Source organism: Escherichia sp. 94.0001 (assembly GCF_013369155.2).
GTDB classification, from domain to species: Bacteria; Pseudomonadota; Gammaproteobacteria; order Enterobacterales; family Enterobacteriaceae; genus Escherichia; species Escherichia coli_F.
Window position 1 is genome coordinate 1 of sequence record NZ_JABWMS020000073.1, and the last position, 21,759, is coordinate 21,759.

General features: G+C 52.1%; 19 protein-coding genes and 1 pseudogene. 8 read left to right on the forward strand and 12 right to left on the reverse strand.

Annotation, left to right across the window (positions count from 1 at the left end; translation table 11 throughout):
* The 4 genes and pseudogenes from HEN33_RS21365 to rfaD form a co-directional block, all read right to left on the reverse strand.
* Positions 1 to 240 (reverse strand): annotated as a pseudogene (locus HEN33_RS21365) (O-antigen ligase family protein); the annotation flags it as partial.
* Between the two features lie 9 nt (positions 241 to 249).
* Complete coding sequence (gene rfaC, locus HEN33_RS21370) at positions 250 to 1,209, reverse strand: lipopolysaccharide heptosyltransferase RfaC (protein ID WP_176263266.1); 960 nt, start codon at positions 1,207 to 1,209, stop codon at positions 250 to 252.
* A 3-nt stretch (positions 1,210 to 1,212) separates the two neighbouring features.
* Entirely contained in the window at positions 1,213 to 2,259 is a 1,047-nt protein-coding gene (gene rfaF, locus HEN33_RS21375; RefSeq protein WP_000699243.1) for an ADP-heptose--LPS heptosyltransferase RfaF, read from the reverse strand.
* A gap of 9 nt (positions 2,260 to 2,268) precedes the next feature.
* A complete protein-coding gene (gene rfaD, locus HEN33_RS21380) occupies positions 2,269 to 3,201 on the reverse strand; it encodes an ADP-glyceromanno-heptose 6-epimerase (RefSeq protein ID WP_000587764.1) in 933 nt (310 codons plus the stop codon).
* Between the two features lie 213 nt (positions 3,202 to 3,414).
* On the opposite strand from rfaD, the gene kbl reads away from it, so the two are divergent.
* The 3 genes from kbl to waaH all read left to right on the forward strand — a co-directional run bounded on the left by kbl (position 3,415) and on the right by waaH (position 7,097).
* Complete coding sequence (gene kbl, locus HEN33_RS21385; protein WP_001213834.1) at positions 3,415 to 4,611, forward strand: glycine C-acetyltransferase; 1,197 nt, start codon at positions 3,415 to 3,417, stop codon at positions 4,609 to 4,611.
* A 13-nt stretch (positions 4,612 to 4,624) separates the two neighbouring features.
* Positions 4,625 to 5,650, forward strand: a complete 1,026-nt coding sequence (gene tdh, locus HEN33_RS21390) for an L-threonine 3-dehydrogenase (protein ID WP_032304045.1) — start codon at positions 4,625 to 4,627, stop codon at positions 5,648 to 5,650.
* 412 nt (positions 5,651 to 6,062) lie between these two features.
* Positions 6,063 to 7,097 carry a UDP-glucuronate:LPS(HepIII) glycosyltransferase gene (gene waaH, locus HEN33_RS21395; RefSeq protein ID WP_176263265.1) on the forward strand — a complete coding sequence of 345 codons (1,035 nt, stop codon included), beginning with the start codon at positions 6,063 to 6,065 and terminating at the stop codon, positions 7,095 to 7,097.
* Here the strand turns inward: waaH and HEN33_RS21400 are convergent.
* The 3 genes from HEN33_RS21400 to gpmM are packed head-to-tail and all read right to left on the reverse strand — an operon-like array spanning position 7,084 to position 10,884.
* Positions 7,084 to 8,043 (reverse strand): divergent polysaccharide deacetylase family protein, encoded by a 960-nt coding sequence (locus HEN33_RS21400; RefSeq protein ID WP_088542001.1) that lies wholly within the window; start codon positions 8,041 to 8,043, stop codon positions 7,084 to 7,086. The two genes, waaH and HEN33_RS21400, sit on opposite strands and share 14 nt — an antisense overlap.
* Positions 8,044 to 8,046: 3 nt before the next feature.
* Positions 8,047 to 9,306 (reverse strand): murein hydrolase activator EnvC, encoded by a 1,260-nt coding sequence (gene envC, locus HEN33_RS21405; protein WP_230146813.1) that lies wholly within the window; start codon positions 9,304 to 9,306, stop codon positions 8,047 to 8,049.
* Between the two features lie 33 nt (positions 9,307 to 9,339).
* Positions 9,340 to 10,884, reverse strand: a complete 1,545-nt coding sequence (gpmM, locus tag HEN33_RS21410; protein WP_001353573.1) for a 2,3-bisphosphoglycerate-independent phosphoglycerate mutase — start codon at positions 10,882 to 10,884, stop codon at positions 9,340 to 9,342.
* A 244-nt stretch (positions 10,885 to 11,128) separates the two neighbouring features.
* On the opposite strand from gpmM, the gene HEN33_RS21415 reads away from it, so the two are divergent.
* The 5 genes from HEN33_RS21415 (at position 11,129) to cysE (ending at position 14,403) form a co-directional block, all read left to right on the forward strand.
* The gene (locus HEN33_RS21415) at positions 11,129 to 11,560 is read left to right on the forward strand and encodes a rhodanese-like domain-containing protein (protein ID WP_001156181.1); all 432 of its coding nucleotides are present in this window, start codon (positions 11,129 to 11,131) and stop codon (positions 11,558 to 11,560) included.
* Positions 11,561 to 11,701: 141 nt separating this feature from the next.
* Positions 11,702 to 11,953: a glutaredoxin 3 gene (gene grxC, locus HEN33_RS21420; RefSeq protein WP_000024392.1), complete on the forward strand. Its 252-nt coding sequence runs from the start codon at positions 11,702 to 11,704 to the stop codon at positions 11,951 to 11,953.
* Positions 11,954 to 12,015: 62 nt separating this feature from the next.
* Positions 12,016 to 12,483, forward strand: a complete 468-nt coding sequence (gene secB, locus HEN33_RS21425) for a protein-export chaperone SecB (protein ID WP_000003377.1) — start codon at positions 12,016 to 12,018, stop codon at positions 12,481 to 12,483.
* The gene (gene gpsA / locus HEN33_RS21430; protein ID WP_001076194.1) at positions 12,483 to 13,502 is read left to right on the forward strand and encodes an NAD(P)H-dependent glycerol-3-phosphate dehydrogenase; all 1,020 of its coding nucleotides are present in this window, start codon (positions 12,483 to 12,485) and stop codon (positions 13,500 to 13,502) included. The genes secB and gpsA overlap by 1 nt, the downstream gene beginning before the upstream one ends.
* A 79-nt stretch (positions 13,503 to 13,581) precedes the next feature.
* Positions 13,582 to 14,403, forward strand: coding sequence for a serine O-acetyltransferase (gene cysE, locus HEN33_RS21435; protein WP_001277561.1), 822 nt, complete (start codon positions 13,582 to 13,584; stop codon positions 14,401 to 14,403).
* A gap of 52 nt (positions 14,404 to 14,455) precedes the next feature.
* On the opposite strand, the gene trmL is transcribed toward cysE, so the two are convergent.
* The 5 genes from trmL to HEN33_RS21460 form a co-directional block, all read right to left on the reverse strand.
* On the reverse strand, positions 14,456 to 14,929 hold the full coding sequence (gene trmL, locus HEN33_RS21440) for a tRNA (uridine(34)/cytosine(34)/5-carboxymethylaminomethyluridine(34)-2'-O)-methyltransferase TrmL (RefSeq protein ID WP_000932361.1): 474 nt from the start codon (positions 14,927 to 14,929) through the stop codon (positions 14,456 to 14,458).
* A 47-nt stretch (positions 14,930 to 14,976) separates the two neighbouring features.
* Complete coding sequence (gene lldD / locus HEN33_RS21445; protein WP_000586976.1) at positions 14,977 to 16,167, reverse strand: quinone-dependent L-lactate dehydrogenase; 1,191 nt, start codon at positions 16,165 to 16,167, stop codon at positions 14,977 to 14,979.
* The gene (gene lldR, locus HEN33_RS21450; protein ID WP_001304974.1) at positions 16,164 to 16,940 is read right to left on the reverse strand and encodes a transcriptional regulator LldR; all 777 of its coding nucleotides are present in this window, start codon (positions 16,938 to 16,940) and stop codon (positions 16,164 to 16,166) included. The genes lldD and lldR overlap by 4 nt, the downstream gene beginning before the upstream one ends.
* Positions 16,940 to 18,595, reverse strand: coding sequence for an L-lactate permease (gene lldP, locus HEN33_RS21455; protein ID WP_001297977.1), 1,656 nt, complete (start codon positions 18,593 to 18,595; stop codon positions 16,940 to 16,942). Before lldP ends, lldR begins: the two co-directional genes overlap by 1 nt.
* A 416-nt stretch (positions 18,596 to 19,011) precedes the next feature.
* On the reverse strand, positions 19,012 to 21,759 hold a 2,748-nt coding region (locus HEN33_RS21460; RefSeq protein ID WP_183083465.1), incomplete at its 5' end, for a YadA family autotransporter adhesin.

The following is a 21,759-nucleotide window of genomic DNA, read 5'->3' on the forward strand; positions in this document are numbered from 1 at the left end:
AAAGAATATAGAAAGGGGAAGCATAAGGTTTTTTATATTATAATTTCCTTGTCTGCCACGTAAAATTAGTGATAATAGGCAAACTATAGCAGTGATATTATATATCTTTATGCTGAAAGTGTTATCGACGAATGCAATTATCAATGAAAGAAAACATAATATATAAGTTATTACCTCTAAAATCATAGATGATTTCAGAGTGTAAGGTTTCCATGAATGAAGTTTAATGAAGGTTGGCATGTTTTACCTTTATAATGATGATAGTTTTTCCAAAACTGCTTGACCGTTGAGATTAATTAAACTTTTTCCCGGTGCCATGCAAACTACCTGATTCTTCCCATAACCGCCAATCAATCCCGGGTCTGTAGGCCCATAAACTGTGATATTAGGTTTATCGAGCGCTGCAGTTAAATGGCTTAATCCCGTATCCACAGATACCACAAATTTAGCCCCAGCTAGCACATGGGCAACGCCTTCCAGAGTCATCTTCGGCAGTATGTCGACATAATCAAAGCCTTCCGCCAGCCTTTTTGCCCGCTCTTCTTCATGCGGCGCACCCCACGGTAGTTTAATTCGAATCCCTGAACCTGCCAGTAAACTAATCAATTCTCGCCAGTGTTCTTCTGGCCAGTGTTTATCATCACGGGTCGTCGCATGAAGAAATACGGCATATTCGCCAGCATCTGTAGGCAGGTTCGTCAGGAAATGCTGTGCGATAGCATAATCGCCCTGGGTTTGCGGTTTGCTATAGCCCAGACTTTTGGCAAACAGTTCGCGGGTGCGTTCTACGGCGTGCTGCTGTTTTGCAATATGATGTTTACGATTGTAAAACAGGCTGGCTAAGGGTTCGCGAGCGGTTTGCCAGTCCATTCCATGCTTTACGCCATGCGCCAGACGCGTCACCAGCGCCGCGCTTTTTACCAGCCCCTGAGCGTCGATTATTGCGTCATAGTTCTCTGCTTGTAGCGCTTCACGAAACGCTTTCCGTTCAGCTTTTATGGGGGCCGAGAACCAGGCTTTACGCCAGCGACGTATTGCCACAGGAATAACTCGCTCAACGGCGGCGTGCCAGGAAGGAATTTGTGCGAACCCTTCTTCCACCACCCAGTCAAACTTAATCCCCGGGATTGCCTGCTGGGCATCAGTGAGTGCGGGCAACGTATGGAGAACATCGCCCATCGACGATGTTTTAACGATCAGAACCCGCATCCGTCAGGCTTCCTCTTGTAACAATAGCGCGTTGAGTTCTTCCAGTACGCGCTGGGGAGTAATATCGATCAAGCTCTGGTGATAACCTTCCGCAGCGTCACCTTTACGGACTTTGTGATAGCCGGTAATCAGGCGGATCACGCGCGCTTTATGGGATAGGGGCGGTGTGAAGTCCGGGCTACTCGGACCATACAGGGCAACCAGCGGACGATTGAGCGCCGCCGCAACGTGCATCAGGCCAGAATCGTTAGTGACAATGGCTTTACAGGCTGCAATCAGGATAACCGCTTGATCAAGCTGTGTTTCCCCCGCCAGGTTCCGGCACCATGCCTGCTGCTCGGTATTCAAAGCGGCAAGAATCTCATTGCCCGCTTCATGATCTTTCGCCGAGCCAAACAGAACCACCTGATAACCTTCATCAATCAGCTGCTTTGCCAGCTCCGCATAGTGGTAGTGTGGCCAGCGTTTTGCCGGACCAAACTCCGCCCCCGGGCAAAAACCAATCATCGGACGTTCTGATGAAAGCGAAAATTGATTACAGGTATATGATTTTTCACCTTCGCTCACCTGCAACTGCGGCCATAACAATGGCTGCGGCAGATCTTGTGCTGTGCGCATAACGCCTTTGTCATAGGCCAGCGCAACATAGCGTTCCACCATTAGCGGCCAGGCTTCTTTATCGAGCACGCGTACATCGTTGAGTAAACCGTAGCGCATCTCGCCGCGCCAGCCGGTGCGATGAGGAATACCCGCGAAGAAAGGCACTAATGCGGACTTGAAGGAGTTGGGTAAGACGTAGGCGCGGTCGTAGCGCTTTTCACGCAGACTATGACCCAGTTTGCGGCGCTCGCCGATTTCCAGCGCTCCGTGACCGAGAGGCATAGGGATAGCTTCGTTAACTTCCGGCATCCGCGATAACAATGGACGGCACCATGCCGGTGCCATCACGTCGATTATCGCCTGGGGATAGCGCGCCTGGAGCGTGCGATAGAGACTTTGCGACATCATCATGTCGCCAACCCAAGACGGGCCGATCACCAGTATTTTCATGCAGAGCTCTTATGCGTCGCGATTCAGCCAGGCCATGTATTCTGTTACACCTTCAGCAACGGTTTTGAACGGTTTGTCGTAACCCGCCGCGCGCAGATTCGTCAGATCTGCCTGAGTGAACGCCTGATAGCGGCCTTTCAGTTTATCCGGGAACGGAATGTATTCGATCTGGCCTTTCTTGTGATAAGCAAGCGTAGCATCTGCTACTGCCTGGAAGGATTCTGCACGACCGGTGCCGAGGTTGAAGATGCCGGAAACGCCATTTTCCAGGAACCACAGATTCACATCAGCCACGTCGCCCACATAGACGAAGTCACGTTTGAAGTTCTCGCTACCTTCGAACAGTTTCGGCGATTCACCGTTGTTGAGCTGGGTGTTGAGATGGAAAGCGACGCTCGCCATGCTGCCTTTATGGCCTTCACGCGGCCCATAAACGTTGAAATAGCGGAAGCCAACAATCTGTGAGTTTGCTTCTGGCAGGATTTGGCGAACATATTCATCAAACAGGAACTTCGAATAACCGTAGACGTTCAGCGGTTTTTCGTATTCACGGGATTCAATAAAGTCGGAGGTGCGTCCGCCGTAAGTGGCTGCGGAAGAAGCGTACAGGAACGGGATTTCTCGCTCCAGGCAGTAGTGCAGCAGCTCTTTGGAGTATTGATAGTTGTTATCCATCATATACTTGCCGTCCCACTCGGTGGTGGAAGAGCACGCGCCTTCGTGGAAAATCGCTTCGACATCGCCGAACTCTTCGCCAGCCATAATCTGGATCAGGAAGTCTTCCTTATCCATATAGTCCGCGATATTCAGATCCACCAGGTTCACAAACTTGGTGCCGTCTTTCAGGTTGTCCACCACCAGAATATCGGTGATGCCTTTATCATTCAGGGCCTTAACGATGTTGCTGCCGATAAAGCCCGCGCCGCCGGTAACGATGATCATAACTGTAACCTTCGAATTATGGAGTCAGAGACAATCTCAGACACGAATGCTTCTATCATATCACTACACGGCGTTCGCTTCAGCCATTCGCCAAAAGTGAGATTGATGGACGTTATTTATCCTGAATTTTGCAGAAGTGTTAACGCGTCATCTCGTCGCAACCTATAAGTTTGGGTAATATGTGCTGGAATTTGCCCTGTCTGGAGAATCGCAATGCGTGGAGAATTTTATCAGCAGTTAACCAACGATCTGGAAACCGCAAGGGCGGAAGGGTTGTTTAAAGAAGAGCGCATTATTACGTCTGCACAGCAAGCAGACATCACGGTGGCTGATGGAAGCCACGTCATTAACTTTTGTGCCAATAACTATCTCGGACTGGCGAATCATCCGGATCTGATTGCGGCGGCAAAGGCGGGAATGGATTCTCACGGTTTCGGCATGGCTTCGGTGCGTTTTATTTGCGGCACTCAGGACAGCCATAAAGAGCTTGAACAAAAACTGGCGGCCTTCCTGGGGATGGAAGATGCGATTCTCTACTCTTCCTGCTTTGATGCTAACGGTGGCCTGTTCGAAACGCTGTTGGGCGCGGAAGACGCCATTATCTCCGACGCACTGAACCACGCGTCTATTATTGATGGTGTGCGTCTGTGTAAAGCTAAACGCTATCGCTATGCCAACAACGATATGCAGGAGCTTGAAGCTCGTCTGAAAGAAGCGCGTGAAGCCGGTGCGCGTCATGTGCTGATTGCCACCGATGGTGTGTTCTCAATGGACGGCGTGATTGCCAACCTGAAAGGTGTTTGCGATCTCGCCGATAAATACGATGCGCTGGTGATGGTGGATGACTCTCACGCGGTCGGTTTTGTCGGTGAAAACGGTCGTGGCTCCCATGAATACTGCGATGTGATGGGCCGAGTCGATATTATCACCGGCACGCTCGGTAAAGCGCTGGGTGGCGCTTCTGGTGGCTACACGGCGGCGCGCAAAGAAGTGGTTGAGTGGCTGCGCCAGCGTTCTCGGCCATATTTGTTCTCCAACTCGCTGGCGCCAGCAATTGTTGCAGCGTCTATCAAAGTGCTGGAGATGGTCGAAGCGGGCAGCGAACTGCGTGACCGTCTGTGGGCGAACGCGCGTCAGTTCCGTGAGCAAATGTCGGCGGCGGGCTTTACCCTGGCGGGAGCCGATCACGCCATTATTCCGGTCATGCTTGGCGATGCAGTAGTGGCGCAGAAATTTGCCCGTGAGCTGCAGAAAGAGGGTATTTACGTCACCGGTTTCTTCTATCCGGTCGTTCCGAAAGGTCAGGCGCGTATCCGTACCCAGATGTCTGCGGCGCATACCCCTGAGCAAATTACGCGTGCGGTAGAAGCGTTCACGCGTATTGGTAAACAACTGGGCGTAATCGCCTGAGTGAGGATGTGAGATGAAAGCGTTATCCAAACTGAAAGCGGAAGAGGGCATCTGGATGACCGACGTTCCTGAACCGGAACTCGGACATAACGATCTGCTGATTAAAATCCGTAAAACAGCCATCTGCGGGACTGACGTTCACATCTATAACTGGGATGAGTGGTCGCAAAAAACCATCCCAGTACCGATGGTTGTAGGCCATGAATATGTCGGTGAGGTAGTTGGCATCGGTCAGGAAGTGAAAGGCTTCAAGATCGGCGATCGCGTTTCTGGCGAAGGCCATATCACTTGTGGTCATTGCCGCAACTGTCGTGGTGGCCGTACCCATTTGTGCCGCAACACGATAGGCGTTGGTGTTAATCGCCCGGGCTGCTTCGCCGAATATCTGGTGATCCCGGCATTCAACGCCTTCAAAATCCCCGACAATATCTCCGATGACTTAGCCGCAATTTTCGACCCGTTCGGTAATGCGGTGCATACGGCGCTATCGTTTGATCTGGTCGGCGAAGATGTTCTGGTTTCTGGTGCAGGCCCAATTGGCATCATGGCCGCGGCGGTGGCGAAACACGTCGGTGCACGTAATGTGGTGATCACGGATGTTAATGAATACCGCCTTGAGCTGGCGCGTAAAATGGGTATCACCCGTGCGGTTAACGTCGCTAAAGAGAACCTCAATGATGTGATGGCAGAACTGGGCATGACCGAAGGCTTTGATGTCGGTCTGGAAATGTCCGGTGCGCCGCCAGCGTTTCGTACCATGCTCGACACCATGAACCACGGCGGTCGCATTGCGATGCTGGGTATTCCGCCGTCTGATATGTCTATCGACTGGACCAAAGTGATCTTTAAAGGCTTGTTCATTAAAGGTATTTACGGTCGTGAGATGTTTGAAACCTGGTACAAGATGGCGGCGCTGATTCAGTCTGGCCTCGATCTCTCGCCGATCATTACCCATCGTTTCTCTATCGATGATTTCCAGAAGGGCTTTGACGCTATGCGTTCGGGCCAGTCCGGGAAAGTTATTCTGAGCTGGGATTAACACGAACAAGGGCTGGAATACCAGCCCTTGAAGCTGATGGCAAACACAAAATTGCCTGATGCGCTACGCTTATCATGCCTACGCGGTTCCTGCAAAATATTAAATCTGCACAATTTGGTAGGCCGGATAAGGCGTTTACGCCGCATCCGGCATAAACAAAGCGCACTTGGTCTACAATCTGAAAATCCAAAATACCAGCCCTTTTTCCTGAGGATAATCCGTTAAATATGTAAAATCCTGTCAGTGTAATAAAGATATCGTAATTGCGCTGATCTCTTATATAGCTGCTCTCATTATCTCTCTACCCTGAAGTGACTCTCTCACCTGTAAAAATAATATCTCACAGGCTTAATAGTTTCTTAATACAAAGCCTGTAAAACGTCAGGATAACTTCAGAGGTCGTCGGTAATTTATGATGAACAGCACCAATAAACTTAGTGTTATTATTCCGTTATATAATGCGGGTGATGATTTCCGCACTTGTATGGAATCTTTAATTACGCAAACCTGGACTGCTCTGGAAATCATTATTATTAACGATGGTTCAACGGATAATTCTGTTGAAATAGCAAAGCATTACGCGGAAAACTATCCGCATGTTCGTTTGTTGCATCAGGCGAATGCTGGCGCATCGGTAGCGCGTAATCGTGGGATCGAGGCAGCGACGGGCAAATATGTCGCTTTTGTCGATGCTGACGATGAGGTCTATCCCACTATGTACGAAACGCTGATGACCATGGCGTTAGAGGACGACCTCGACGTGGCGCAGTGCAACGCTGACTGGTGTTTTCGTGAAACGGGAGAAACCTGGCAATCCATCCCCACCGATCGCCTTCGCTCAACCGGCGTATTAACCGGCCCGGACTGGCTGCGAATGGGGCTTTCTTCCCGCCGTTGGACTCACGTTGTCTGGATGGGGGTTTATCGTCGTGATGTCATTGTTAAAAATAACATTAAATTTATTGCCGGATTACATCATCAGGATATTGTCTGGACAACAGAATTTATGTTTAACGCGCAACGCGTGCGATATACCGAGCAATCGTTATATAAATATTATTTGCATAATACGTCAGTGAGCCGATTGAATAGACAGGGAAATAAAAACCTTAATTATCAACGCCACTATATTAAGATTACCCGACTGTTGGAAAAGTTAAATCGCGATTACGCAGACAGAATAGTGATTTACCCGGAATTTCATCAACAAATAACTTACGAAGCATTACGTGTTTGCCATGCGGTACGTAAAGAGCCAGATATTATTACCCGCCAACGGATGATTGCTGAGATATTTACTTCCGGTATGTATAAGCGCCTGATTTCCAATGTACGCAGCATAAAGGTGGGTTATCAGGCGTTACTGTGGTCTTTCCGCTTATGGCAATGGCGCGACAAAACGCGGTCGCACCATCGCATTACGCGTAGCGCCTTTAATTTGCGCTAGCGTTAAGTTTTGCCGCTTCGGGCTGCTTGCCCCAGCCTTGCCACTGATGCTGGAAGTAAACGATCAGCGTGCTCTGGCTGATGCTTTCGCTTAATACTTCAAAGAAGCGATTAGCATAAACCGGTTCCAGCGGTTTCTTCGGTTTACACAGTTTCACGCCACGGAACGGATTATGCGGTGCATCAGGCACAGCGTTTTTCGGCGGTGTAGAAGTATCAACCTGCGGTTCATTCAGCAAGCTGCTGGCTTTCACCAGCGTAATGTCTGGCGGCAGGTTATAAACCATCTGTTGCAACACGCGTACCGTTGAAGGGTGAGGATGCCCAATGGCAATGGTCGAACCGTTGCGACGCGCCAGGTCAATTGCACGATTAAACTGCACACGGATGTCTGCTTCGTTCTGTGAATCGTCGAGGAACACCTTCCGTTTAATAACCTTCACGCCAGTGCCTTGCGCGGCGCGCATCGCCTGGGTATTACCGATGGTTACGCTGTCGAGGAAGTAAAGATTGTAACGCTCCAGTGCCTGCATCACTTTCTGCATACCAAACAGGTTAGAGGTCATCTTGCTACCCATGTGGTTGTTGATCCCCACGGCATAGGGCACGTTATTGACCGCACTACGAATAATGCGCTCAATTTCGTCGCTGCTCATCTCCGGGCGCAGCGTATTTTTCTCCAGCGGCTGTTTACTCAACGGTGCCATTGGCAGATGAATCAACACTTCGTGACCGCTGTTATGCGCTTTGGTCGCCATCTCTCTGGCGTGCGGTGAATCGGGTAATACAGCGACGGAGATAGCGGAGGGCATCGCCAGCACCTGGTTTTCGTTGTGCGGGCGATACCCAAAATCATCAATGACGATGGCAAGTTTGCCAGCAAGTACAGGGGAGGAGAGCGCCAACAGAGCGGCAAATGCAAGAACGTTACGACGAAATGGAAACAAAACTTATCTTCCCAACCACGGCTGTGGATTGACCGCCTGACCCTGGCGGCGAATTTCGAAATAGAGTGAAGGCCGACCCTGACCGCCACTGCTGCCCACCAGTGCAATTGGCTGGCCCGCGCGAACCTGCGAACCAACGCTCACCAGTGCGCTCTGATTATAGCCGTAAAGACTCATGTCGCCTTTACCATGCTCAACCACCACCACCAGACCGTAGCCTTGCAGCCAGTCAGCCAGAATCACCCGACCGTCGGCAATCGCTTTAACTTCAGTACCTTCAGAGGCACCGATAACCATTCCTTTCCAGCGTAATTCACCCTGTAGCTGCTCGCCATAGCGATGCAGCGTCGGCCCACGAACTGGCCAGAATGCCTGACCACGCGGCGCGCCCAGGCCACCAGTTCGGGACATCAGCGATTTTTCGCTTTCGGTCGGTTTGTAGGTGGTGCCTTTGCGCGTCGCTTCTTTCTGACGGTCGCGAACCGCCTGGGCTTCGCGCGCCTCACGTTCAGCACGCGCTTTCGCTGCCGCTTCCGCACGGGCAATGCTGTTACGTAGACGAGATTCGTTGGCGCGCAGCTCGCTCAACTGTTGTTGACCTTGCTGGATGGAAGACTCTAGCCCAGCCAGCGTCTTTTTACGCTCGTTCAGCGCCTGGGTCAGCTTCGCCTGTTGGGCGCGCTGCTCATATAACAGCGTTTGCTGCTCGCTCTGTTTCTCTTCCAGCTCGGCGCGTTGCATAGCGACTTCTTCACGCGTTTGTTTCAACTGAGCAATGGTTTCTTGTCGCGCCTGGTTGAGATAACCGAAATAAGCCTGTAAACGCTGACCACGCTGGCTTTCTTCACCGCTAAGAATCAGCTGAATACCAGTATGCTCGCCCTGACGGAATGCGGCATCCAGTTGTGCGGCGAGGCTGCGTTCCTGAGCGGCTTTTTGCTGCTCCAGTTTGGCAATCGACGCGTTCATCTCATCAATCTGTTTATTTAGTTGATTGAGCGTGTTTTGCGTTTCGCGCAGCTTGCGAGTGGCTTCAGAGATCGCTTCTTCCTGCTTTTTCAATTGTGCGAGCAGGCTTGCGCGTTGTTGTTGCTTTTGGCGTACCGCGCGCTCTTTCGCGGCAATATCGGCCTGAATAGATTTGAGTTGGTCGCGATCATCCGCGTGGGCGGAAAAGGCGCACAACAATACGCCAGCGCTAAGAACGCTGGCGTAGATGATGGGCCTGATTGCAAACCTGCGCGGTTTCACGGCCCGTGTCATGGTATTAATCGCCTTTCCCCTCATGGGGAGGGATTATTCCACGATGAACAGCGGCTTACCAGTCATCTCTTGCGGGATTTCCATACCCATCAGCGACAACATGGTCGGCGCGATGTCAGAAAGTTTGCCGCCTTCAACCGCTTTCACGTTCTTATCGCCAACGTAAATCAGCGGAACAGGCAGGTTGGTGTGCGCTGTGTGCGCCTGACCCGTTGCCGGATCGCGCATCTGTTCAGCGTTACCGTGGTCAGCGGTGATCAGCAGTTGTCCACCTACAGACTCAACCGCTTTCGCAACTTCATCCACGCAGTGATCCAGCGCTTCAACGGCTTTAACCGCTGCTTCCATCACCCCGGTGTGACCTACCATGTCGCCGTTAGGATAGTTACAGATGATAGTGTCGTATTTGCCGCTCTTGATGGCCGCAACCAGTTTTTCGGTCAGCTCTGCGGAGCTCATTTCTGGCTGCAGGTCGTAAGTTGCCACTTTCGGCGAGTTGATCAGAATGCGGTCTTCGCCTTTGAACGACTCTTCTACACCACCGTTAAAGAAGAAAGTGACGTGAGCATATTTTTCGGTTTCGGAAATACGCAGTTGAGTTTTGTCGTTTTTCGCCATCCACTCGCCGAAGGTGTTAACCAGAGAAGCTGGCGGGTAAGCAACCGCAGTTTTGATATCAGCGGCGTATTCGGTCAGCATCACGAAATCGATGTTAACCACTTTCTTACGCGCGAAGCCGTCGAAATCAGCGTTCACGAAAGCACGAGTGATTTCACGCGCGCGGTCAGCACGGAAGTTCATGAAAATCAGCGCATCGCCGTCTTCCATTGCCGCGTCTGGCTGGCCTTCAGCACGGATAACGGTCGCTTTCACGAATTCGTCGTTTTCGTCGCGAGCATAAGCAGCCTGCAAACCGGCAACAGCGGTGTCGGCCTGGAATTCGCCCTGCGCCAGCGTCAGCAGGTCATACGCTTTTTCAACGCGATCCCAACGATTGTCGCGGTCCATTGCGTAGTAACGACCAATGATGGACGCTACGCGGCCTTTGCCCAGCGCGGCAAATTTCTCTTCGAATTTTTTCAGCGAGGATTCAGCACTGCGCGGCGGGGTGTCGCGACCGTCAAGGAATGCGTGCAGGTAGATTTTTTCTGCGCCGCGTTCCGCTGCCAGTTCTACCATCGCCATGATGTGATCTTCGTGGCTGTGTACACCACCTGCGGAGAGCAGACCCATAATGTGTACTGCTTTGCCTGCGTTTTTCGCTTTATCTACCGCACCAGTCAGCACCGGATTAGCGAAGAAAGCGCGATCTTTGATTTCAACGTCCAGACGAGTCAGGTCCTGATACACGATGCGGCCGGCACCCAGGTTAACGTGGCCTACTTCGGAGTTACCCATCTGACGGTCAGGCAGACCGACTTCCAGACCGGAAGCGTCGATCAGGGTATGCGGACGATTGGCCCACAGTGCATCCATTACCGGGGTTTTAGCACTAAAAATGGCGTTATCCTGCTGTTCTTCGCGATAGCCATAGCCATCCAGAATCACCAGTACCATAGGTTTTTTAGAAACCGACATTGCGACAACCTCATACTCAAGAGTCAAAATTTGCGTAATTTTACTACAGCTGAATCGATAAAATAGCCTCTGAAGATCAAAATATACGACCGCTCGCGGCAAGCCGATGCCAGATTTACGCTTTTTTTTCGTAGCACCCCGCAAAATTGCATTCCAGTTAACGCGCTGGCTGTATTTGCCGCACCGCGCAGGTATACTCCTTTCCTGGTTTTTTTAATCACTACGTCGGGAGTTGTTACCCCCCATGCAAGAAATTATGCAATTTGTTGGCCGTCATCCCATACTGAGTATCGCCTGGATCGCGTTACTGGTGGCGGTTCTTGTGACTACGTTTAAGAGCCTGACCTCGAAAGTGAAGGTGATTACTCGTGGTGAAGCTACACGTCTGATCAACAAAGAAGACGCTGTGGTTGTGGATTTACGTCAGCGTGATGACTTCCGTAAAGGCCATATCGCAGGTTCTATCAATCTGTTGCCGAGCGAAATCAAAGCCAATAATGTTGGTGAGCTTGAGAAGCACAAAGACAAGCCGGTTATCGTGGTAGACGGTTCTGGCATGCAGTGCCAGGAGCCTGCAAACGCGCTGACGAAAGCAGGTTTTGCGCAAGTATTCGTGCTGAAAGAGGGCGTCGCTGGCTGGGCTGGCGAGAACTTGCCTCTGGTGCGCGGCAAATAATTTACCTGTCGTCTTTCATGATGCAGGCCGTTAGCTGCAATTAGGCCCCCTGAGACTTATTGTTATAAGCTTCTGGGGACACTCCATTTTGCTGCCGCCCTGCAACATGAAATTTCAGGGTAAAAAAACAGGAGCTAATTTATGGCCAATGTTGAAATCTATACCAAAGAAACCTGCCCGTATTGCCATCGTGCGAAAGCACTGCTGAGCAGCAAGGGTGTGAGTTTTCAGGAGTTGCCGATCGATGGCAACGCCGCTAAGCGTGAAGAGATGATCAAACGCAGCGGTCGCACCACGGTTCCCCAGATTTTTATTGACGCACAGCACATTGGCGGCTGTGATGACTTGTATGCATTGGATGCACGTGGTGGACTGGATCCCCTGCTGAAATAACGTGTGAACGTTGGCATTACATTGCGCAGTATTGAAGGACAACACTTAAGGGTTTTCTACACATGTCAGAACAAAACAACACTGAAATGACTTTCCAGATCCAGCGTATTTATACCAAGGATATTTCTTTCGAAGCGCCGAACGCGCCGCACGTTTTCCAGAAAGATTGGCAACCAGAAGTTAAACTTGATCTTGATACGGCATCTTCTCAACTGGCAGATGACGTTTACGAAGTGGTACTGCGTGTTACCGTAACGGCATCCCTGGGCGAAGAAACTGCGTTCCTGTGCGAAGTTCAGCAGGGCGGTATTTTCTCCATCGCGGGTATCGAAGGCACCCAGATGGCACATTGCCTGGGCGCGTACTGCCCGAACATTCTGTTCCCGTATGCTCGTGAGTGCATCACCAGCATGGTATCCCGCGGTACATTCCCGCAACTGAACCTTGCGCCGGTTAACTTCGATGCGCTGTTCATGAACTATTTGCAGCAGCAGGCTGGCGAAGGTACTGAAGAACATCAGGATGCCTGATGAACCAACGTAATGCTTCAATGACTGTGATCGGTGCCGGCTCGTACGGCACTGCTCTTGCCATCACCCTGGCAAGAAATGGCCACGAGGTTGTTCTCTGGGGCCATGACCCTGAACATATCGCGACGCTTGAACGCGACCGCTGTAACGCCGCGTTTCTCCCCGATGTGCCTTTTCCCGATACGCTCCATCTTGAAAGCGATCTCGCTACCGCACTGGCAGCCAGCCGTAATATTCTTGTCGTCGTGCCAAGCCATGTCTTTGGTGAAGTGCTGCGCCAGATTAAACCGCTGATGCGCCCTGATGCGCGTCTGGTGTGGGCGACCAAAGGTCTGGAAGCGGAAACCGGACGTTTGTTACAGGACGTGGCGCGTGAGGCGTTAGGCGATCAAATTCCGCTGGCGGTTATCTCTGGCCCAACGTTTGCGAAAGAACTGGCGGCAGGTTTACCGACGGCTATTTCGTTGGCCTCTACCGACCAAACCTTTGCTGATGATCTTCAGCAGTTGCTGCACTGTGGTAAAAGTTTCCGCGTTTACAGCAACCCGGATTTCATTGGCGTGCAACTTGGCGGCGCGGTGAAAAACGTCATTGCCATTGGCGCGGGGATGTCCGACGGTATCGGTTTTGGTGCGAATGCGCGTACGGCGCTGATCACCCGAGGTCTGGCTGAAATGTCGCGTCTTGGCGCGGCGCTGGGGGCCGATCCTGCCACCTTTATGGGCATGGCGGGGCTGGGTGATCTGGTACTTACCTGTACCGACAACCAGTCGCGTAACCGCCGTTTTGGCATGATGCTCGGTCAGGGCATGGATGTACAAAGCGCGCAGGAGAAGATTGGTCAGGTGGTTGAAGGCTACCGCAATACGAAAGAAGTCCGCGAACTGGCACATCGCTTCGGCGTTGAAATGCCAATAACCGAGGAAATTTATCAAGTATTATATTGCGGAAAAAACGCGCGCGAGGCAGCATTGACGTTATTAGGTCGTGCACGCAAGGACGAGCGCAGTAGCCACTAAAACCAGGGAACCTTTGTTACCGCTATGACCCGGCCCGCGCAGAACGGGCCGGTCATTATCTCATCGTGTGGAGTAAGCAATGTCGTGTGAAGAACTGGAAATTGTCTGGAACAATATTAAAGCTGAAGCCAGAACGCTGGCGGACTGTGAGCCAATGCTGGCCAGTTTTTACCACGCGACGCTACTCAAGCACGAAAACCTGGGCAGTGCACTGAGCTACATGCTGGCGAACAAGCTGTCATCGCCAATTATGCCTGCCATTGCTATCCGCGAAGTGGTGGAAGAAGCCTACGCCGCCGACCCGGAAATGATTGCTTCTGCGGCCTGTGATATTCAGGCAGTGCGTACCCGCGACCCGGCAGTCGATAAATACTCAACCCCATTGTTATATCTGAAAGGTTTTCATGCCTTGCAGGCCTATCGCATCGGTCACTGGCTGTGGAATCAGGGCCGTCGCGCGCTGGCTATTTTTCTGCAAAACCAGGTCTCTGTGACGTTCCAGGTGGATATTCACCCGGCAGCAAAAATTGGTCGCGGTATCATGCTTGACCACGCGACGGGCATCGTTGTGGGTGAAACGGCGGTGATTGAAAACGATGTGTCGATTCTGCAATCCGTTACCCTTGGCGGTACGGGAAAATCTGGCGGCGACCGTCACCCGAAAATTCGTGAAGGCGTGATGATTGGCGCAGGTGCGAAAATTCTCGGTAATATTGAAGTTGGTCGCGGTGCGAAGATTGGCGCAGGTTCCGTGGTGCTGCAACCGGTACCGCCACATACCACCGCCGCTGGCGTTCCGGCACGCATTGTCGGTAAACCAGACAGCGATAAGCCATCAATGGATATGGATCAGCATTTCAACGGCATTAACCATACGTTTGAATATGGGGATGGGATCTGACGTCCTGTTATTGTGCCGGATGCGATGTAATCATCTATCCGGCATACAGTAACTAATCTCTCAGCACCGCTCCCGGATACCCCAACTGCCGCCAGGCTTCATACACCACGACCGACACCGCATTGGACAGGTTCATGCTGCGGCTGTCCGGCACCATTGGAATGCGAATTTTTTGTTCAGCGGGCAGGGCATCGAGAATACTCGCGGGCAGGCCGCGTGTTTCCGGGCCAAACATCAGATAGTCGCCATCCTGATAACTTACGGCGCTGTGTGCGGGCGTGCCTTTCGTGGTGAGGGCAAACAGACGCTGGGGATTTTCTGCTTCCAGGAACGCAGCATAGTTATGATGACGCGTAACGGCGGTAAATTCGTGGTAGTCCAGTCCTGCGCGGCGCAGGCGCTTGTCGTCCCAGGCAAAGCCCATCGGTTCGATGATATGCAGACGAAAGCCGGTATTAGCGCAAAGACGGATGATGTTGCCAGTATTTGGCGGAATTTCTGGTTCGTAAAGTACGATGTTTAGCATACTGCCCCCTTAGTGCGGGGGCAGGATAGCAGATATTCATCTAACTCTTAAGCCGCATTCCCTTTCGCCATCGGAGCCAGCGCCGCAGGCAACTCTTTACCCAGCCCCTGCACCAGCGAATCTTGCGTAATTTCACTGATCGATTTTGCGCCAGTCAGTGTCATTGCCACTTTCATCTCTTTTTCGATCAGATTCAGCAGATTTGCCACGCCCGCCTGGCCCGCCGTTGCCAGCGCATACAGGAAAGCACGACCCAGCAGTACAGTATCGGCACCGAGTGCAATCATACGCACGACATCAAGCCCGTTACGAATGCCGCTATCTGCCAGAATGGCGATATCACCTTTCACCGCATCTGCAATAGCAGGCAACGCACGGGCAGAAGAGAGTACACCGTCCAGCTGGCGGCCACCGTGGTTAGAAACCACAATGCCATCTGCGCCAAAACGTACCGCATCACGCGCATCTTCTGGGTCGAGGATCCCTTTGATCACCATCGGGCCATCCCAGAAATCGCGGATCCACTCAAGGTCTTTCCATGAGATAGAAGGATCGAAGTTATTCCCTAGCCAGCCGATGTAATCTTCCAGTCCGGTCGGTTTGCCGAGATAAGCCGAGATATTACCGAGATCATGCGGACGACCATTCAGGCCCACATCCCACGCCCATTGCGGATGCGTTACCGCCTGCAAGTAGCGGCGCATTGCCGCGTTCGGGCCGCTCATTCCAGAGTGCGCATCACGGTAACGCGCACCAGGCGTTGGCATATCCACAGTGAAGACCAGAGTTGAACAGCCTGCCGCTTTTGCACGCTCCAGCGCGTTACGCATAAAGCCGCGATCGCGCAGCACATATAACTGGAACCACATCGGACGCTTGATGGCGGGGGCGACTTCTTCAATTGGGCAAACAGAAACGGTCGAGAGAGTAAACGGAATGCCATGTGCATCCGCCGCTTTTGCGGCCTGAACTTCGCCGCGTCGCGCATACATGCCACACAAACCTACCGGACCTAGCGCCACCGGCATCGACAATTTCTCATTAAACAGCGTCGTTTCCAGGCTTAAGTCGGACATGTTTTTCAGAATTCGCTGGCGCAGCGCCACCTCTGACAAATCTTCCACGTTGCGGCGCAGGGTGTATTCAGAATATGCCCCCCCATCCATATAGTGGAACAGGAATGGCGGCAGAATGCGTTGTGCTGCGGCGCGATAATCGCTGGCTGCGGAAATAATCATGCGTTTTTCTCCCTCGAATGCTCATTATGGTCACCAGGCAGGCGGGTAATGCGTGCATGGCGAGCTTGATCTTCATCGAATCGTTTCATGGTGGTGTGAACAAAGCTAAGGTGCGCCATCATTGCTTTACGCGCCCCGTCAGCATCACCGGCAAAAATGGCGTCAATGACTGCCTGATGTTGTTCGGTCAGCTGTGAAAAAACCGGGGGCACCAGATACATCCGCTGACGGCTATGCTTCACTGAGGATTGCAAGACATCGAAGAAACCACGCATGGTTTGCAGCAACACAATGTTATGTGAGGCTTCGGCAATCGCCAGATGAAAACGAACGTCCGCTTGTGAGGCGAGATCCGGGTCTTCGCTGAGTGTTGCTTCAAAGCAAAGCTGAATTTTCTCTTTTTCGCCAGGCGTGGCGCGCATTGCTGCATGCCACGCGGTGCTGGCTTCTATGGCGTAGCGGGCTTCCAGAATATCGAAACTGTAATCCGGATCATCGGCCATCAGCGTTTTCAACGGCTGGACGATGTTTTGCTCCGACCATGTGTCATGACGCCAGCGAATAAACGTCCCGCCGCCGCGTCGACTGAGCAACACACCTTCGCTCACCAGTTTCGCCAGCGCCTCGCGCAGTGAATTTCGCGACACACCGAGTTGCATTGCCAGTTGACGTTCAGCGGGCAATTTCATGCCCGCCTCCAGGTTTTTTTCATCAATCAGCGCCCGCACACGATCGGCAACCTCGTCTGACAGGCGTCTGGGTAAAACAATCATTAAGGAATCATCCACGTTAAGACATAAGCCTGAAGCGTGGTGATCACGCCCACCATACAGGTGAAGATCAGGCTGTGTTTGACAGTAAAGCGGAACAAATCAGACTCTTTGCCCACCAGGCCAACCGCCGCACAGGCGATAGCGATAGATTGCGGCGAGATCATTTTGCCGGTGACACCACCGGTGGTGTTGGCAGCAACCAGCAACAGGTCAGAAACGCCAATTTGTTGTGCGGCGGTAGCCTGCAAAGCGGCAAACAAAGCATTAGATGACGTATCCGACCCGGTCAGGAATACCCCAAGCCAGCCGAGGAACGGCGAGAAGAAGGTGAATGCATGACCGGTATGCGCCAGTGCCAGCGCCAGTGTTGATGACAGTCCGGAATAGTTCGAAATAAAGGCGAATGCCAGCACCATACCGATGGAGTAGATAGGCAGAGCCAGTTCTTTCAGCGTGCTGCCGAAGGTGCTGATAGCGTCAGATGGTTTCATCTTCAGCCAGACAATTGAGAGCAGGGCAGCAAAAAGAATGGCGGTACCGGTGGCAGAGAACCAGTCGAACTTAAACACGGCGGCATACGCTGTCGCTTCGCTGACCACTGGCGGCATACGGGCAACCAGTTTATCGAGGTACGGCACCGGAATATTGATCACCCACTCATACAGCGCGCCACCCGATGCGAACAGGGCTTTAAACGGCGGGATACTCCACAGTGTTACGGTAGCAGTCAGGAACAGGAACGGTGTCCAGGCACGTAATACCTGACCCGCGGTGTAACCGGTGTGGGCCAGCGTCATATCAACCTGTGACGCCCCCAAATCACCAAAACGGAATACGCGCACCGGCTGCCAGCGTTTGAGGAACAGTGTCAGGCAGAGCAGCGATACCAGCGAAGAGATAATGTCTGGCAGTTCCGGCCCAATGAAGTTAGAGCTGAGGTATTGAGCGATGGCAAACGAGCCGCCCGCAACCACGACCGCAGGCCAGGTTTCTTTGATACCGCGCCAGCCGTCCATAATCGCCATAATCCAGAACAGCACGATAATGGTCATAAACGGTAGCTGACGCCCCACCATCTGGCCAATCTCAAAGCTGTCGATGCCTGTTACCTGCCCGGCGACCAGAATCGGAATACCCATCGCACCAAATGCCACTGGCGCGGTGTTAACAATCAGGCACAGCCCGGCGGCGTACAGCGGTTTAAAGCCCAGGCCGACCAGCAATGCAGCGGTAATTGCTACCGGTGCGCCAAATCCTGCGGCTCCTTCGAGGAACGCGCCGAAACAGAAACCGACGATCAGCATTTGCAGGCGCTGGTCAGGGGTTATCGAAAGAATAGACGAGCGGATGATGTCAAACTGCCCGGTTTTCACCGAGATCTTATAGACGAACACCGCTGCAATAATGATCCACGCGATGGGCCACAAACCGTAGAAGAAGCCATAAACCACCGAGGCCAGCGCGTTAGCGACCGGCATTTTATAGAACAGCAAAGCCACGGCAAGGGCGATTGCCACCGTCCACGAGGCGGCGACGTATCCTTTCAGTTTGAGCTTAATCAGCGCAAAGAAGAAAAACAGGATGGGAAGCGATGCTATCAGGCTGGAAAGCCAGATATTCCCGGCGGGATCATAGTTTTGTTGCCAGAGATTCATTGCAGGTCTCCTGCAGTCCACACACGCCGCGTAATGAGTCTGTTGCTCATCTCCGTGTCACACGTTGTGTAAAAGTGGCACTGCCAATTGTGTTGTGTAGGGATAATGACAATGAATAGTTAACTAAATGTTATGTATTGGCAACATTGATGTGAGTTTTAATTGGGGAACTGTGAACCAGAGGTCAGATAAGCGAAGAATTGGTAGGGCCAATTTGGAGTGAGGGAGATGTCTGTAAAGAAAAGGGCAATTCTCATCAGAGAATTGCCCTCAGATTGTTGATCTGGTGCGCCTTATCTTGCCGGATGCGGCGTGAACGCCTTATCCGTCCTACAGGAATGTGCTGAATCATCCCGTAGGTCTGATAAGCGTAGCGCATCACGCAATTTGGCGTTTACCCATTCATTAATGGATCATTACCACTGAATACCGGCACCGAGTGCGGCGGAGTATTCACCCTGGCTATTGGTACTACCTTGTAATTTGTAGACCCAACGACCATTGGCGCTCACCATCGACACACCTAAAGCAACAGCCGATTCGCCGTTGTAAGTACCACCACCAATAGAGGCCATGCTGGCTCCCGGCGTGTAAGCCTGCGGCAGACCGGTCATTGCCATTGCGGAAGCGATACCACCGCTCAACTTGCTTTCGGTTTTGGACAGTTTGTTATCCATTTCAACCATGCGCTGATCGGTGTATTGCTTCGTTTCCTGCACACTTTGCTTCAACTGTGCATAGTTCACTGCGTCGTTGTTGTTCACGCCCGCAGAAACGTTGCTGATGCGAGTCGTACCGCCATTGCCGCCACCGAGAGTAATGTTGCTGTAGTCGATAGAGCCATCAGCTTTGGTGTCGTAGCGAACGCCACCTGCTTCGGAAGACTTCAGTTGCGAAACGTTAACCGCATCGGTGGCATTAACACCGGCAGCAACGTTGGTGATACGGCGCTGGTTGGTAGAAGAACCCACAGAGATTGTGTTTTCTTCGTTGGCCACGGAGCCTGTACCCAGAGCGACGCTGTTGTCAGCGGCAGCAATGGATCCAGAACCAATCGCCACACTGTCTTTACCCTGGGCGTTAGCATCTACGCCATCGGTGTTGGTCTTGAAGTACTTGGTGCTACCTGTGGTCACGATATCGCCAATACCGTTCTCGATATTGGTCACGCGAGTATCCAGATTCGTCACCTGATTGTTCAGGTTAGTAATGCTCTGGGTATTCTGGGAAACCTGCGCATCCGTTACTTTCAATTGACCCACGTTGACCGCATCGGTATCCGCCGAACCAGCCGCGACGTTGGTGATCTGACGTTGACCGTCTTCGCTACCTACGGAGAATTCACCCACAGAGTTCTGCGGTGCATCCATGTTGTAGGCAGTGTAGCCAGTTTGTGCGCCACGGGTAGTTTGAGAACCATTCCCCATTGCAATGCTGTTTGCATGGTTTGCACGCGCGTTGCTACCGATAGCAATACCGTTAATCGCATCTGCCAGAACTAAAGTGTTCAGGCCGATACCAATACCTGCATTACCATTAACGATGGTTTTTGCGCCCATTGCCAGCGAGTCTTCACCGACTGCCAGTGAGTCTTCAGCCGTTGAGTTGGCGTGATAGTATTTGGTCGGCGTGGTGGCTACTGCACCAATGGCATTCTGCAACTGGCGAACCGTAACGGCATCATGGGCTTCGGAACCATCGGCTACGTTGATGATTTGACGATATTTACCATCGTCACCGATCGACAATGCGCCAAGCAGTTCACCGTCAGTTGTGTCATAACCAATCACAACACCTTCTTCCGATACGCTGGTGTCACGAGAACCTTTAACTATTACACGGCTGGAAACGGAACTGCTACCAAGAGCGATACCTGTATCAACGTTGCTGTAACTGTCCTGACCGATGGCCACGCTACTATGGCCTTCGGCAAAAGAGTTATAACCCATGGCCACGCTGCTATCGCCTTTGGCAACAGAGTTATAACCCACAGCGGTAGAGCCAATGCCTGCTGCGCTGGCATCGGTGAAGGTTAAACCGGTGTCATTGGTACGCACATAGTTAATACCTGCACCATTTTCTTCGATGTAGGTTTCACTGGTGTTACCGGCAAGCTGATTGATGACTTCGCTGTTCTGCTGGATCAGCATATTGGTGTTAAACAGCTGAGAACCGTTGATAGCATCGGTGCTACCTTCACCAATGTTACCATCAGCAACGTTTGTGATAATGCTGGCCTTGCCGTCATGACTGGCGTTGTAAGCCCCTTCGCCGTTATTGGCGGTCGCATCCCACAGCAGCGCGTTCTCATCAAGCGCATCCAGAGCTTCACCGACATTGTTGTACTCGGCATTCGCAATGGTGTAAGTCGGCGCAGTGATAGTACCGTCAGCGTTAACTTCTGCATCACCGCCCAGAGCATCAGCGATATATTTGTTAGTGGTATAGAGTTGTGAGCCGTTAATCGCGTCGCTGCTGGTGGCAGAGATTGCACCATTTGCGACGTTAGTAATCTTACTGGCAGTGTTATCTACCCCACGACCGGCGCTGAATGCACCAGCACCGTCATTGGCTGTTGCATCCCAGAGCAGGGCGTCATCCAGCGTGGTATCGATCGCTTCCAGTGCGTCACCAACGTTGCTGTAACTGCCGCCAGCGATGGCATAAGTCGGTGCGGTGATACTGCCATCCGCATTCACCACAGCGTTCCCGCCCAGAGCATCGGCAATGTAGTCACTAACGCCATAAAGCTGTGAACCGTTAATAGCGTCGCTACTGGTGGACGAGACTGCACCGTTTGCAATATCAGTGATTACACTGGGATCATTATTAATGCCGTGTTTGGCGCTGAATTTGCCTGCGGTTGTATCCCAGAGCAGAGCATCACCGAGAGAATCACTAAATGAAGTGTTAATCGCAGCCAGAGCATCCCCGACGTTAGTGTAGTCAGTGCCGCCAATACTATAGGTTGGCCCGGTTAATACACCTGTATCGCTAATATCAGCACCACCACCCAGATAGGACGTGAATGAATCAGCCAAACCGTAAAGTTGTGAGCCATTTATGGCGTCAGTGCTGTCAGAGGAGACTATGCCAGCTTGTACGTTGCTGATTTTGTTGGTGGCGTTAGTGCCGTGTGCAGCGGTGAATGCGCCTGCGGCATC

Excerpts from the sequence above, each read along its gene's own strand:
- rfaC (WP_176263266.1), bottom strand. The coding sequence starts at position 1,209 with ATGCGGGTTCTGATCGTTAAAACATCGTCGATGGGCGATGTTCTCCAT.
- rfaF (WP_000699243.1), bottom strand. The coding sequence starts at position 2,259 with ATGAAAATACTGGTGATCGGCCCGTCTTGGGTTGGCGACATGATGATG.
- rfaD (WP_000587764.1), bottom strand. The coding sequence starts at position 3,201 with ATGATCATCGTTACCGGCGGCGCGGGCTTTATCGGCAGCAACATCGTT.
- kbl (WP_001213834.1), top strand. The coding sequence starts at position 3,415 with ATGCGTGGAGAATTTTATCAGCAGTTAACCAACGATCTGGAAACCGCA.
- tdh (WP_032304045.1), top strand. The coding sequence starts at position 4,625 with ATGAAAGCGTTATCCAAACTGAAAGCGGAAGAGGGCATCTGGATGACC.
- waaH (WP_176263265.1), top strand. The coding sequence starts at position 6,063 with ATGATGAACAGCACCAATAAACTTAGTGTTATTATTCCGTTATATAAT.
- envC (WP_230146813.1), bottom strand. The coding sequence starts at position 9,306 with ATGACACGGGCCGTGAAACCGCGCAGGTTTGCAATCAGGCCCATCATC.
- gpmM (WP_001353573.1), bottom strand. The coding sequence starts at position 10,884 with ATGTCGGTTTCTAAAAAACCTATGGTACTGGTGATTCTGGATGGCTAT.
- HEN33_RS21415 (WP_001156181.1), top strand. The coding sequence starts at position 11,129 with ATGCAAGAAATTATGCAATTTGTTGGCCGTCATCCCATACTGAGTATC.
- grxC (WP_000024392.1), top strand. The coding sequence starts at position 11,702 with ATGGCCAATGTTGAAATCTATACCAAAGAAACCTGCCCGTATTGCCAT.
- secB (WP_000003377.1), top strand. The coding sequence starts at position 12,016 with ATGTCAGAACAAAACAACACTGAAATGACTTTCCAGATCCAGCGTATT.
- gpsA (WP_001076194.1), top strand. The coding sequence starts at position 12,483 with ATGAACCAACGTAATGCTTCAATGACTGTGATCGGTGCCGGCTCGTAC.
- cysE (WP_001277561.1), top strand. The coding sequence starts at position 13,582 with ATGTCGTGTGAAGAACTGGAAATTGTCTGGAACAATATTAAAGCTGAA.
- trmL (WP_000932361.1), bottom strand. The coding sequence starts at position 14,929 with ATGCTAAACATCGTACTTTACGAACCAGAAATTCCGCCAAATACTGGC.
- lldD (WP_000586976.1), bottom strand. The coding sequence starts at position 16,167 with ATGATTATTTCCGCAGCCAGCGATTATCGCGCCGCAGCACAACGCATT.
- lldR (WP_001304974.1), bottom strand. The coding sequence starts at position 16,940 with ATGATTGTTTTACCCAGACGCCTGTCAGACGAGGTTGCCGATCGTGTG.
- lldP (WP_001297977.1), bottom strand. The coding sequence starts at position 18,595 with ATGAATCTCTGGCAACAAAACTATGATCCCGCCGGGAATATCTGGCTT.